At 69.8% G+C, this 13,597-nt stretch carries 9 protein-coding genes; all 9 read left to right on the top strand.

From position 1 onward, the window contains the following. Positions 1–33 precede the first annotated feature (33 nt). The 9 genes from topA (at position 34) to AA23TX_RS37820 (ending at position 13,565) form a co-directional block, all read left to right on the top strand. A complete protein-coding gene (topA, locus tag AA23TX_RS37860; RefSeq protein ID WP_196425763.1) occupies positions 34–2,913 on the top strand; it encodes a type I DNA topoisomerase in 2,880 nt (959 codons plus the stop codon). Between the two features lie 128 nt (positions 2,914–3,041). Further along, on the top strand, positions 3,042–3,650 hold the full coding sequence (locus AA23TX_RS37855) for a hypothetical protein (RefSeq protein ID WP_230863009.1): 609 nt from the start codon (positions 3,042–3,044) through the stop codon (positions 3,648–3,650). A gap of 86 nt (positions 3,651–3,736) precedes the next feature. After that, complete coding sequence (locus tag AA23TX_RS37850; protein WP_155547804.1) at positions 3,737–4,528, top strand: ESX secretion-associated protein EspG; 792 nt, start codon at positions 3,737–3,739, stop codon at positions 4,526–4,528. A gap of 518 nt (positions 4,529–5,046) precedes the next feature. Further along, positions 5,047–5,838, top strand: a complete 792-nt coding sequence (locus AA23TX_RS37845) for a hypothetical protein (protein WP_155547803.1) — start codon at positions 5,047–5,049, stop codon at positions 5,836–5,838. Positions 5,839–6,238: 400 nt separating this feature from the next. Then, entirely contained in the window at positions 6,239–6,847 is a 609-nt protein-coding gene (locus tag AA23TX_RS37840) for a hypothetical protein (protein ID WP_230863008.1), read from the top strand. A gap of 148 nt (positions 6,848–6,995) precedes the next feature. After that, positions 6,996–9,167, top strand: a complete 2,172-nt coding sequence (locus tag AA23TX_RS37835) for a bifunctional MFS transporter/dTMP kinase (RefSeq protein ID WP_155547801.1) — start codon at positions 6,996–6,998, stop codon at positions 9,165–9,167. Continuing rightward, positions 9,164–10,369 (top strand): DNA polymerase III subunit delta', encoded by a 1,206-nt coding sequence (locus AA23TX_RS37830; RefSeq protein WP_155547800.1) that lies wholly within the window; start codon positions 9,164–9,166, stop codon positions 10,367–10,369. The genes AA23TX_RS37835 and AA23TX_RS37830 overlap by 4 nt, the downstream gene beginning before the upstream one ends. A 275-nt stretch (positions 10,370–10,644) precedes the next feature. After that, entirely contained in the window at positions 10,645–11,289 is a 645-nt protein-coding gene (locus AA23TX_RS37825; RefSeq protein WP_155547799.1) for a hypothetical protein, read from the top strand. Then, positions 11,286–13,565, top strand: a complete 2,280-nt coding sequence (locus AA23TX_RS37820) for an N-6 DNA methylase (protein WP_155547798.1) — start codon at positions 11,286–11,288, stop codon at positions 13,563–13,565. Before AA23TX_RS37825 ends, AA23TX_RS37820 begins: the two co-directional genes overlap by 4 nt. Positions 13,566–13,597: the final 32 nt, after the last annotated feature.

The following is a 13,597-nucleotide window of genomic DNA, read 5'->3' as shown; positions in this document are numbered from 1 at the left end:
GGGCGCGGTGCAGTCCCGCGGCGGCGGGACGAGATGAGCGGAGAGCAGGACAGCGTGGCAGGAGCACGGACCAAGAAGAACGGAGCCTCGGCGGACAACGGCGCCGGGCACCGGCGGCTGGTCATCGTCGAGTCGCCGACGAAGGCCCGCAAGATCGCCCCCTACCTGGGCGGCGGTTACGTCGTCGAGTCCTCCGTCGGGCACATCCGCGACCTGCCGCGTGGCGCTGCCGACGTGCCCGCCCAGTACAAGGGTGAGTCCTGGGCACGCCTCGGCGTCGACGTCGACAACGACTTCAAGGCCCTCTACGTGGTGACCCCGGACAAGAAGTCCAAGGTCACCGAGCTCAAGAGCCTGCTCAAGGACGTCGACGAGCTCTACCTCGCGACGGACCCCGACCGCGAGGGCGAAGCCATCGCGTGGCACCTGCTCGAGACGCTCAAGCCGAAGGTCCCGGTCCGCCGGATGGTCTTCCACGAGGTCACCGAGCAGGCCATCCTCGCGGCCGCCGACTCGACCCGTGAGCTGGACGCCGACCTCGTCGACGCGCAGGAGACCCGCCGCATCCTCGACCGCCTCTACGGTTACGAGGTCTCGCCGGTGCTGTGGAAGAAGGTCATGCCGAAGCTTTCGGCGGGCCGTGTGCAGTCGGTGGCGACCCGGATCGTCGTCGAGCGGGAGCGCGAGCGGATGCGCTTCACGTCGGCTTCGTACTGGGACATCTCGGCGACCATGGACGCCGGCGAAGAGGCCACGCCGCGAAACTTTCCCGCCCGGCTGGTCGCCGTGGACGGCGCGCGCCTGGCCACCGGCCGCGACTTCGGCTCGGACGGGCAGCTCAAGTCCTCGAACAACGAGATCCGCGTGCTGGCCGAGGCCGACGCGCGGCGCCTCGCCGACGCGCTGAAGCAGCGTGACTTCAAGGTCTCGAGCGTCGAAGAGAAGCCGTACACGCGGAAGCCGTACGCGCCCTTCATGACGTCGACGCTGCAGCAGGAGGCGGGCCGCAAGATGCGGTTCACCTCGGAGCGCACGATGCGGATCGCGCAGAAGCTGTACGAGAACGGCTACATCACCTATATGCGTACCGACTCCACGACGCTGTCGGAGTCGGCGATCTCGGCGGCGCGCAGCCAGGCCACGCAGCTGTACGGCAAGGAGTACGTCTCGCCGTCGCCGCGCCAGTACACGCGCAAGGTCAAGAACGCGCAGGAGGCGCACGAGGCGATCCGCCCGTCGGGCGAGGTCTTCCGCACGCCGGGCCAGGTCGCGAGCGAGCTGGACACCGACGAGTACCGCCTCTACGAGATGATCTGGCAGCGCACGATCGCGTCGCAGATGGCGGACGCCAAGGGCACCACGATGTCCGTGCGCATCGTCGGCAACGCGACGTCGGGCGAGGAATGCACCTTCGCGGCTTCGGGCCGCACGATCACCTTCGCGGGCTTCCTCAAGGCGTACGTCGAGGCGGTCGACACCGAGACCGGTGGCGAAGCCGACGACAAGCAGAGCCGCCTGCCGGTGCTGGAGAAGGACCAGGACCTGACCGCGACCGAGCTGAGCCCGGACGGGCACACGACGTCGCCGCCGGCCCGGTACTCCGAGCCGAGCCTGGTCAGCAAGCTGGAAGAGCTGGGCATCGGCCGCCCGTCGACGTACGCGTCGATCATCAAGACCATCCAGGACCGCGGCTACGTCTGGAAGAAGGGCTCCGCGCTCGTTCCGTCGTGGGTCGCGTTCGCCGTGATCGGCCTGCTGGAGCGGCACTTCGAGCGGCTGGTCGACTACGACTTCACCGCCGGCATGGAGGACGAGCTCGACCGCATCGCGTCGGGCAACGAGCAGCGCGCGCAGTGGCTGTCGAAGTTCTACTTCGGCGGTGACATGGGCGTCGACGGCTCGATCGGACGGCTGGGCGGGCTGAAGAAGCTCGTCGAAGGCAGCGTCGAGGACATCGACGCGCGGGAGATCAACTCGATCCCGCTGTTCAGCGACGCCGACGGGCACACCGTCGTGGTCCGCGTCGGCCGCTACGGGCCGTACCTCGAGCGCGAGGTCAACGGCGAGTCGCAGCGCGCGAACCTGCCCGAGGACCTGCCGCCGGACGAGCTCTCGCAGGAGATCGCGGAGAAGCTGTTCGCGACCCCGCAGGAGGGCCGCACGCTGGGCACCGACCCGGTGAGCGGGCACGACATCGTCGCGAAGGAAGGCCGTTTCGGGCCCTACGTGACCGAGGTGCTGCCGGAGATCGAGATCCCCGAGGATGCCACTCCGGCACAGAAGAAGGCCGCGAAGGCGAAGGCGCCGAAGCCGCGTACGGGTTCGCTGTTCAAGTCGATGGACATCGAGACCATCACGCTCGAAGACGCGCTGAAGCTGCTCTCGCTGCCGCGCGTGGTCGGCAAGGACCCGGAGTCCGGCGACGAGATCACGGCGCAGAACGGGCGCTACGGGCCGTACCTGAAGAAGGGCACGGACTCGCGGTCGCTCTCGACCGAGGACCAGCTGTTCTCGATCACGGTCGAGGAAGCGCTGAAGATCTACGCCGAACCGAAGCAGCGTGGGCGTTCTGCCACGGCGAAGCCGCCGCTCAAGGAACTCGGTGAGGACCCGGCGTCGAAGAAGCCCATGGTCGTCAAGGAAGGCCGGTTCGGCCCGTACGTGACCGATGGCGAGTACAACGCGACGCTGCGGAAGGGCGACGAGATCGAGTCGCTGACCGCCGAACGGGCGTCCGAGCTGCTCGCGGAGAAGCGGGCGAAGGGCCCGGCGCCGAAGCGGAAGGCGCCGGCGCGGAAGCCGGCTTCGACGACGGCGAAGACGGTCAAAGCGGGCACGAGCAAGACCGCCAAGGCCGCGGCCACGAAGTCCACCACGACGAAGCGCAGCTCGACCGCGACGAAGGCCAAGTAAGACCGCTGGTTTCCGCTTGTGAAGGCCCCCGGTGCGCCGGGGGCCTTCACGGCGTCCGGCCACACTTTCGAGTGACACCTCGAACAGATGTTCGGGAAATTGTCAGTGGTCCCGGGTTTCATGAACGCGTGACCACGACACCACGCACCGTGCACGCGGTGACCACCAAGATCCTCAAGCCGGTCCGGGCGGCGGCCGCCGGCAGTTCCACCGCCACGGACCTGATCGAGTCGCTCCCCGGCTTCCTGGGCAGCGGCGGCGTCTGCGGCGTGGTCGTCGCGGTGTTCGACGAGCCGTGGACATCGGCGTTCTTCGACGACCGGACGCGGTTCGGCGTGGCCGGGGAGGGCTTGCGCCTGTCCGGGCCTTCGCCGGGGTCCGTCGCGGAGTTCCTCGCCCTGGCGCTGACGCGGCTGCCGCCTCGTCCGCCGGCGCCGGGCGAAGGGCTGTGCCTCGACGCCGACGAGCGTGGAGTGCTCGAGCCCGAGCAGGAGTGCCTGCTCTTCGATCTGATGGACGACCTGCGCCGGCCGCGGCTCGGTACCGTCCAGTTCGACATCGCCCGCGATGGCTCGCGGTGGCCGTGGGAGATGCTGGCGTTCGTCGACGACGACCGCGGCCGGCACCTGGCGGCGCTCGGCAGGGCCAGGGGTGGTCACCGCCGGTTCTGGTGGCTGCCCGGAAGCGTGGCGGGGCTCGCGGAACTCGTCGAAGGGCGGGTGCCGGCTCATGGCTGAGCCGCTCGCCGACCGCTCACCGAACGATGTCACCCACTCGAACATATGTGCGAGAAATTGTCGGTGCCAGGGTGTTCAATCTAGGGGTGAACACTTCAGTCGCCGTCTTCGACGTCATCGACGAGGTCATCGCCCCGCTGTCGGCCGAGGTGCCGGAGCGGCCCTCGGTGATGGAGTTCTACGACCCCGAGTTCGAGATCCCGCCGGTGCTGGCGGACACCGAACCGCTGCCGGGACGTCGCTCGTCGCCCGTGCGGAGCCTCGCCGACGAGGTGGAGCAGTACACCCGGTTCGTCGCCGGCATGTCCGCGATCGGCCTCGCACCCGGCGGCGAGGTCACGCCGGAAGCGGTCGGGCTGTACCGGGCGCTGCGGGGCGGCTTCATCCGCGGCGTGGTCACCGGCGTCTTCCCGGCGCGGCAGGAGCCGTGGGAGGTGCGGTTCTTCGGCGACGAGGACTACACGACCGTGCTGCACAAGCTGGGCAACCGCGCGCGCCTGCGGTCCGGCTTCCTGAGCGAGCTGCCGGGCTGGGTGTTCGACGGCCTGCCCGACCGGCCGCCGGGCCCCGGTCAGCACGTGCGCATCGAGACGGACGAGGGCGGCCTGATCCCGCGCGGGTGCGAGGGAGCGGTGGAGCAGATCCGCGAGTGCGCGGCCCGTCCCCGGCTGGGCACGGTGCTGGTCGACCTGGCGGTGCGCAACGCGATCCTGGCCGAGTACCCCCACGGAGCGTTCGGCCTGGTGGACAACGACCTGGGCCGCTACCAGTTCAGCGCGGCGGTCGGCCGCACCGGGCGCTGGACGGTCACGTGGGGCCCGGCCTCACGGAGCACGGCCGAGCAGTGGATCGTCGAGGCGGTGCAGAGCCATGCGTGAGCAGGGGTTCTCGAAGGGAGTGGAGGAAGAGCCGGCCCAGCTGGGCCTGACCGTGCGCGACGCGATCCTCGAGGCAGTGGAGCTGATCAGCGACGTACCCATCCCGCGGAGTCCGGTGGCGATCCGCAGCACCCCGTCGGCGGCCGAGGAGGCTCGCCGCTCGTCGGCGGCCGGCCGAGGTTTGTCCGGCAGTCCGGCCGCGTTGCCGGCTGCCGGTCGGACCTCGCCCGGTGGTGAGAACGGGTCGCGGGCCGGTGGGCTGGGTTCGCCCGGGAGAGGAGGGTCGCCGGCGGTCGAGCAGAGGATGCCCGACAGCCCGGGCGGGCCGTCGGCTGCCGGGCGGCGTGTGTCGGCGCGCGGTGGGCTGCCGGTTGCCGATCGGGGCCTGGCCGATGCTCCGAGCGGGCCGCGAGTCGGTGAGCCGCGTGCGCCGGATCGTGGCGGGTCGTCGGGTGTTGCGCGGGGCGAGCCCGGTCCGGGCGAGGTCGAGCGAAGCCCGGGACAGGCGGTGCGAAGCCATGGCTGAGCGCACGGCGGCCCGGGAACTTCTCGAACTGGCCGCCGGGCCGGTACTGGCCGCGATGCCGGACCGCGAGCCGGTCGACCGGCTCTACAACCCGGACGTCAGCGACCACGACATCCTGGTGCACGGACCAGTCTCCGACGACCCCGCTGACCTGGTAGAGGAGGTCGAACGGCACACGGCGTGGGCGGCCTGGATCGACGGCACGCCGTTCGGCGTGGACGGTGAGCTCAACGAGGTCGGCTTCGAAGTCGTGTCGCTGATGCTGCGCGGTTCGGTCCGGGCGGCGCTGTGCGGTGTGTTCGACCAGGGACCGGAGACGGCGGACATCCGCTGCTACGCGGACGGCGAACGGGCCTTCATGATGGGCTCGCTGCCCGGCCGCACGGCGATCCACCTCGCCGACTTCGAGGAGCTGCCGGAAATGCTGGTGGCGGAGCTGCCGGAGGCCCCGTTCGGCGCCTCGCCCCGCGCGATCTGGCTGTCGGTGGACGACGACGGCCTGGTCCGTGACGGCCAGGACGACGACGTCGGCGCGATACGCGAGCTGCTCCGCCGCCCGCGCTCGGGTACGGCGGTGTTGGACATGCTCGCGTTCGGGGGCCTGTGCGCGGAGTTCCCGGACCACGGGTTCGTCCTGGTGGACACCGACCTGGGCCGTTTCGCGCTGGCCGCCCTCGATCGCGGCGACGGTCGCCGTCAGCTGGTCCTGAGCCCCTTCAGCCGCGGCATGCTCCGCGACTGGTGCCGGAAGATGATCGACCTGGGGCACGAGGAGGTGCCTTGAGAGAAGCGTCGCCCCAGCACGCCATCGGAACAGTCAGTCACGACGCCCACCCGAGCCGATGCTCCGACCGGCCGCAGCCGACCCGCCGACCGGCGCACCTCGTTCGTCCGGCGCCTCCAGGCAAACCCATCCCCAACCCGATCGGAAACCGGCAAACTGGTCACCGAACGGCCACTCCCGGCCGGCCCCTCCCGACGGCTCCTGTGACCCGACTCACTACGATCCGTCACCATTGGCGGTCGACCGGACCACCGGCGGACTGGACACTGCAGGGGGTTCGGGTGCGGGCTTGCGCTGCGTGACCGACCCTCCATTACAGACAGAGCCATTGGGCGGATGCGTTATCCGCCATCGTCGCTACCCTGGAAAGGCGAGGACATTCAGTAGTGAGGTGGTCACCATGAGCGCGAACGGTGAGGCTCCCTTCTTCAATGCCCCCGAGCTCACTCAGCGCGACGGCACGTTGTCCGAAGCCCCCGGCGAGATGTTCGCCGACCCCGTCTCGGGACTGGTCACGGCGGCACCCGAACCACGCTCCGCCGGCGCCCATGGCCACGAGCCCGCTGCCTTCCCGGTAGCCGGGCCCGTGCCGCACGACGACGAGGCCGTGCGGCGGATGGTCGAGGAAACCCTCCGGGAGGAGGACGGCGGGACCCCGAAAGCGATCCCGCCGGCCGGCACCACGGGCGGCCTCGGCGAAGACGTGGCGCCGCCGATGGGGCTCCTGCCACGCCAGCGGAACCGGCGGCGTACGTGGCCCACGAGGCCGCCGATGCTGCAGCGGCCCGTGCGGCAGAAGGCACCCGCCGAGGACGACTTCGACGAAGACCTCGAGGTGGTGCCCGTCAAGCGGCGGCGCCTGCCCGCGGTGTCGATGCCGGCGTTCAACCGGCCGTCGTCGAGTGCGGCGGGGGTCATGCTCGCGGTGGCGTTGCTGATCGTGTTCGGTTTCGTCGCCATCGAACTGGTGTCGAGCCTGGTCAGCAGCGTGACCGGACTGTTCGACTAGCATTCGCTCGCTGTTCCCCACCCCACCGGCACCTCGGGGCCGTCCGCGAGGCAAGGGCCGATCGGGCTACCCTGGCTTCACGGTCGGGCGACCTCACGAGGGCGCCCGGCGCCGCGGTGACTAGTGGGGTGGGCGTATCAGCGAGGGCGTGCGATCGGTACCCGGGTCCGGCCCGGGTAGGTCGTCGGGCGCCGAGGCGTCCACGATCAACCGGGTCCGGCGGGTGCTGGCGATCAAACCGTTCCGGCGCCTCTGGGGCGTCACGTACCTGTGCAGCGTGGCCGACTGGCTGAACATCCTCGCCCTGACCGGCCTGGCCACGAAGCTGACGAACAACTACTTCGCGCAGAACTTCGCCTTTGTCGGCGTCGTGCTGACCGGCCTGGCGCCGGGACTGTTGTTCGCTCCGGTCGGCGGGCTGCTCGCGGACCGGTTCGACCGCCGCAAGGTCATGGTGGTCGCCGACCTGCTGCGCTGCGGGTTCCTGCTGTCCATCGCCTTCGTCAGCGCGCCGTGGTGGCTGCTCGTCGGCAACTTCCTCGTCGGCAGCGCGGCGAGCATGTGGATCCCCTCGAAAGAGGCCGCGGTCCCCAACCTGCTCCGCCGCCCCGACCAGGTCGAGACGGCCAACCAGCTCGGCATGGTGATGACCTACGGCCTCGCCGTCATCACCGCGGCCGGTGCGAACGCGATCATCACCGGCGTCAACACGACCTTCCACCTCTTCCCCGGCGAGAGCGCGAGCCTCAGCATCGCGAAGCTCGTCGTCATCATCACCGGCCTGCTCTACCTGGCCAGCGCGATCCTCATCGCCACCCGGATCCCCGAGCTTTCGCTGCGCAACGTCCACGAGCTGCCGGAACAGAAGATCAAGCCGGCCGACGAGGAGAAGACCGGCATCGGCACGATGATCGCCGACGGCTTCCGGTTCATCCGCAGCACGCCGCTCGTGCGCGGGCTGCTGGTCGGCGCGTTCGGCGCGTTCGCCGCGGGCGGCGCCGTCATCGGCTCGGCCAAGCCGTACTCGTCGAGCCTGCTGGCCGGCGACTCGGCGTTCAGCCTCCTGGTGCTGGCCATCTTCCTCGGTCTCGCGTCCGGGATGGCCTTCGCGCCCAAGCTCTCCCGCCGGCTCCCGCACGACCGGTTGTTCGGCGTCTCCATCATCGCGGCCGGGCTCTCGCTCGCGCTGGTGGCGTTGTCGCCGCACCTGTCGATCTCGCTCGTCACCGTGGTCCTGGTCGGTTTCTGGGCCGGGACGGCGTTCCTCACCGGTGTCACGATCATCGGCTCGCGGGTCGAAGACGCCATCCGCGGCCGGATCAACGCGATCTACCAGCTGATGATGAAGCTGGTCCTGTTCGGCACCACGGTCACCGTCCCGGTCCTGGTCGGCGTGGTGGCGCCGCACACCATCAACGTCTGGGGCAGCCCGGTCACGATCGACGGCACCCGGCCGATCATGCTCGCCGGCGCCGCGATCGCGCTGGTCGCCGGGCTCTTCGCCTACCGGCAGATGGACGACAAGCGCACCGAGCCGATCCTGTCGGACCTGCGCAACGCGCTGCGCCGCACGCCGAGGCGCGTCAACGGCTTCCTCATCGCCGTCGAAGGCACCACCGCGATCAACACGGCGATCCAGGCCGTCAACCTGGCCGACTGGATGCGCGGCGGCACCCGTCCCGTCGTGGTCGCCGCCGATCCGGCCCTCGACGACAAGCGGCTCACGGCGCTCGTCGCCGGCGCTTCGCTGACCGGGGCACGGGCCCAGGCGCTGGCCGCCGCCGCGGTCCGGGCCGACATCGTCGAGCGGCACGTGCAGCCGGCGCTCGACGCCGGTTCGGTCGTGGTGATGGAGCGGTTCGTCGACTCTCCGCTGGCGCACCTCTCGGCCGTCGCCGGGCTGGACAGCGACGAGCTCGAAGGCCTCGCCGACTGGGCGACCGGACGGTTGCGGCCGGACCTGACCGTCCTGCTGGACTCCGCACCGCCTGGTGCGCCGCGCGACCGCGCGACCACGATGAACGACCAGTGGCGCGTCCAGCACCTGCTCACCGAGATGGCCGCGGCCGACCCGGAACGGTACGTCGTGATCGACGCCGACGGCTCGGACACCGAGGTCGCCGAGCGCATCCGCACCGCGCTGCGTGCCGTGTTCGTCGGCCGCCTGTCCGCGCTGGCCCCGGCGGCCGACGCGCCGACCAGCGGAAACCCGGCGACCACCGACGCCCCGGCGACGGACCGGCCGTCGATCCTGCCGCTGGACCTCGACGACCCCCTGCCCATCGAGACGCCGGAAGAGCCTCGCGTGGAGGCGAAGTGACGACGACTGAACGCATCGGTGTCTGGAACCAGCTGGTCGGCCAGGAGCCCGCGGTCGAAACGTTGGCCTCGGCCGCGGCGGCCGCCGCGAAGATCGTCGCCGGCGAGCCCGCGCCGCCCGGCGCGATGACGCACGCGTGGCTGCTCACCGGCCCGCCCGGGTCCGGCCGGTCGGTGGCCGCGCGAACGTTCGCCGCCGCTCTGCAGTGCAGCACCGGCACCGGCTGCGATGCCTGCCCGGGCTGCCACACGACGATGGCGGGCACCCACGCCGACGTCCGGCTCGTGGTGCCGGAAGGCCTGTCGATCTCGGTCGCCGAGATGCGCGCGCTGGTGCAGGCGGCCGCCCGCCGGCCGACGACCGGCCACTGGCAGGTCGTGATCATCGAAGACGCCGACAGGCTCACCGAAGGCGCGTCGAACGCTCTGCTGAAAGCCGTCGAGGAGCCGCCGGAGCGCACGGTCTTCCTGCTCTGCGCGCCGTCCGACCACCCCGACGACGTCTCGGTGACGATCCGTTCGCGCTGCCGCCTGGTGACGCTGCGGACGCCGCCGCCGGAAGCGATCGCGGACGTCCTGATGCGCCGCGACCACGTCGACCCGGAGCGCGCGCAGTGGGCCGCCGCCGTCTGCGGCGGCCACGTCGGCCGCGCGCGCCGGCTCGCCACGGACGAGGCCGCGCGGCAGCGGCGGGCGACGGTGCTGCGGATCCCGACGGGCCTGCGTCGGCCCAGTGACGTCTTCACGTGCGCCGACCAGCTGATCAGCGCGGCGGAGGCCGACGCCGGAGAGGCGAGCAAGGGCCGCGACGAAGACGAGCGCAACGAGCTCCGGACGGCGATGGGCGGTGACGGCATCGGCAAGGGCGTCGCCGGGGCCAAGCGAGCCGCCGAAGCGGCGGTCAAGCAGCTCGAGAAGAAGCAGAAGTCCCGCGCGACGCGCACCCAGCGCGACACGCTCGACCTGGCCCTGATCGACCTGGCCGGCTTCTACCGCGACGTCCTGGTGACGACGACCCGCTCCGGCGCGACGCTCAACCACCCGGACCACGCCGACCAGATCGCCGAAGCGGCTTCGGCGTGGACACCGGAATCGACGCTCCGCCGCCTCGAAGCGGTACTGGAATGCCGGGACGCGATCGACCTGAACGTGAAGCCCCGCATCGCCGTCGAGGCGATGGTCACGACGCTTCGCCAAGGGTGAGACTGCTCCCGGCGCGGCCAGACTCTGTGAACCCCTGCTGGGCTGACCTGCCGGAACGACGGTTCACAGATTTGAGTACTTCGAGTACTTGCAGAGAGCGTGCGAGTCACGCTAGTCTTCAGTAGTCGCCAATGCGATGAGGGGCCGCGGCAAGACAGCCGCCGGCAGCAGACAAAGCAATGCCCCGGGCGGCGTGCCGAAGCAGAGGCGAACCCGGGGCTTACCCCTGAACAGTAGCACATCTCGTGCTGCCATGAAGACGATGGAGGCGCGAGATGGGCATCGAGCCGGACTGGGTCCGTGACGCACTGTCGTCGTCGCGCTTCGCTCCGTACCTGGCCAAGGTCGACGGCGACATGACGGCCGCGATCGAGCTGTACTGGTGGAACGTCGACATCTCGGCCGCGTTCTATATGCCCCTGCACTGTCTCGAGGTGGCCCTCCGCAACGCGATCCACCAGCGGCTCGTCGCGGCCTTCGGCCAGGACGACTGGTGGCGAGTGGCGCCCCTGCAGAAGAAAGGGCCGTACCTGGTGGCGGACGCTCGGCGCAAGCTCGCCGATCGCGGCCGTCCGGCCACCGCCGACAACGTCGTGGCCGAGCTTTCCCTGGGGTTCTGGGTGTCGTTGGTCAGCCGCAACTACGACCGGGATCTCTGGGTCCCCCACCTGTACAAGGCGTTCCCCCACTACGGCGGCAGCCGGGGGGACCTGCACGACGGGCTGAACACCGTGCTGCTGTTCCGGAACCGGATCATGCACCACGAACCCATCCACCACCGTCACCTGGAAGCCGATCACCGGACGATCTGCCGGCTGTTGGGTTACCTTTCGGCGGGCATGATCGGACAGTTGGCGTCGTACGACCGCGTCGAGCAGGTGCTGAAGCTGCGTCCGGGCGGCCGGGGAGGTGGGCGGTGACGAGTGACGGCGGCTATCTGTCCCTGACAGACGTGGCGAACGGAGCCGAAGTCCGGCTGAGCGCGGTCAGCAACTGGCGGGCGAGGCACGCCGACTTCCCGCGGCCGCACATGGTGTCCGGGCAGGAAGTGTTCGACCGAGACGAGATCGCGGAGTGGCTCCAGAACAGGAAGATCCCGCAGAACCGGCTCAAGTCGGACGAACGGCCGGGCACCAGCTACGGGGACCGGCTGCTGCTCAACATCGACGCGACCGGACGGCCGGCGCCGGAACGGCCGAACACCGGATCAGCTCCAAGGCCGCAGACGTTGTCCTGGTCAAAGGGGCTGTGGTCCGCGATGGATCATCTCCGCGGTGCGCATGACAGGTCTTTCGCCCTCGAATACCTGCTTGGCCTGGTGTACGTGAAGACGCACGAGCCCAGGGCTTGGCAGGCGGTCGTTGCGACAACCGAGTGGTCTGAGGTGCGCGCCACCCTGTCCGGAGTGGCGCTGTCCACAACCGTGGGCAAGGCGATACCGGTGTTCAGGGCGTTGGGCCAAGTCGCTGACGCGTCATTGCTGGAGGTCATCCAGCTGGTGGACAAGATCGATCTCAGTAGTGGCCCAGGACCGGGATCGCCGGGTGCGCAGATCAGCGACGCCATTCTGGCCGACCTGGAACGAGCTATGGGGCGCAGAGGCGGTCATTTCACGCCGCCGGGCGTGGCCGGTTTCCTCGTCGACCTGCTCGAACCGAATCAGTCAGACCAGCTGTACGACCCCTTTTGCGGCTCTGGTGAGTTGTTGGTCGCGGCCGCGGAGGTGGCCGGACGTGAGGGCTTTGCGTTCGACGGCCCGCAGGTGCATGGTCAGCCATCGCACGACTGGTCACTGCTCACCAGCAAGATGAACCTCTCCCTGCACGGGGTGGAAGCCGACATCAGCGGTCCGGCGAACGCGCTTGACGACGATTTGTTCGTGGACCGGCAGTTCGACGTGGTCCTCGCGAATCCGCCGTTCAGCATGCGGCTGAACCCGCAGGCAAGCCGGGAATGGCCATTCGGGGACCCGCCCCAGCACAACGCCGACCTTGCATGGCTTCAGCACGTGGTGACCAAGCTGAAGCCCGGTGGGCGAGCTGCGGTGATCATGCCCGCAGGAGCCTCCTTCAGAGGAGGCCGGGAGGCGCACATTCGCCAGAAGATGGTCGAGCGTGGCGTAGTCGAGTGCGTTGTCGGGTTGCCGCCCCAGCTGTTCAAGTACACCGCGATCCCGACGATGGTGTGGATGCTGCGTGGCATCGATGCCGCGCGAGGCCCTGCGGAGATCTTGTTCATCGACGCGCGGGAGCTGGGCGAACTGGTCGACCGCACCGAGCGGCAGCTCAGCGTGGACGACACCACGCGCATCGCCGACGAGCTTCGGCGCTGGCGTGAGCGCGGCACGCTCGGTGAGTTCACGGGAACGGCGGGGTTCTCCCGCGCCGTGGGGCACGACGAGATCAGCCGAAACGACTACGACCTCACGCCCGGCCGCTACACCGGCCAAGTGCCCGAGCAGATCGATACCGCACGCGTCGCACGGGAACTCGACGGTCTGTCGGGCGAGCTGAGAAGGCTCATGGAGCGCGCGGAGCAGATCCAAAGACTGCTCTACACAAAGTTGGACGCAGCCGTCGCGGGCCGGTCTCAGGACAGCACCGGACGGAGCGTTTCGCTGGGGGAAGTGTGTGACGTTCTGGCAGGCTCGGGCACGGTGGCGAAGGAAGGCCGAGACTCCTTCGGGATACCTCTGGTGCTGCCGCGCAACATCAAGGAGAACCGGATCGGGATCGAGGATCTGGATACCGTCTCCCCGGCGACGGCCCGGCGGATGGACCGATACCAGCTGATCGCGGGCGACATCGTCACCACCCGTACCGGCACGCTCGGCCGGTACGGGCAAGTGGGCGAAGAGCAGGCCGGCTGGTTGCTCGGCCCAGGCTGTGTGCGGTTCCGGCCGGCCGACGAGGTGGACCCGGACTTTCTGATTTCCTACTTGACCGGTCGCGCGGCCCTTCACTGGCTCACGGAACATGCCTCAGGAACAGCCATCCGGCAAGTGACCACGTCGACGCTGCGGCGGATGCCTCTTTGGCTTCCGTCCCTCCCCGCACAGCGTGAGATCGTCCAGATCTTGGAGCCTTTCCGAGCCGCGGCGGCCACGCACGAGGAGATCGGCTCGGCCGTCACCGGGCTGCACGATCTCCTGGTATCGATGCTCATGGCTCCCGGAACGACGCTTCGCCAAGGCTGAACGCGAAGGAACCCACCAGAAAGCTTCCTGGT

The sequence above is a fragment of the Amycolatopsis camponoti genome (genome assembly GCF_902497555.1).
GTDB lineage: Bacteria > Actinomycetota > Actinomycetes > Mycobacteriales > Pseudonocardiaceae > Amycolatopsis > Amycolatopsis camponoti.
This window is presented reverse-complemented; position numbering and strand designations above follow the sequence as displayed.

What these genes read in the sequence shown, in the direction of transcription:
- topA (WP_196425763.1), top strand. Translation starts at nt 34, where the DNA reads ATGAGCGGAGAGCAGGACAGCGTGGCAGGAGCACGGACCAAGAAGAAC.
- AA23TX_RS37845 (WP_155547803.1), top strand. Translation starts at nt 5,047, where the DNA reads ATGGCTGAGCGCACGGCGGCCCGGGAACTTCTCGAACTGGCCGCCGGG.
- AA23TX_RS37840 (WP_230863008.1), top strand. Translation starts at nt 6,239, where the DNA reads ATGAGCGCGAACGGTGAGGCTCCCTTCTTCAATGCCCCCGAGCTCACT.
- AA23TX_RS37825 (WP_155547799.1), top strand. Translation starts at nt 10,645, where the DNA reads ATGGGCATCGAGCCGGACTGGGTCCGTGACGCACTGTCGTCGTCGCGC.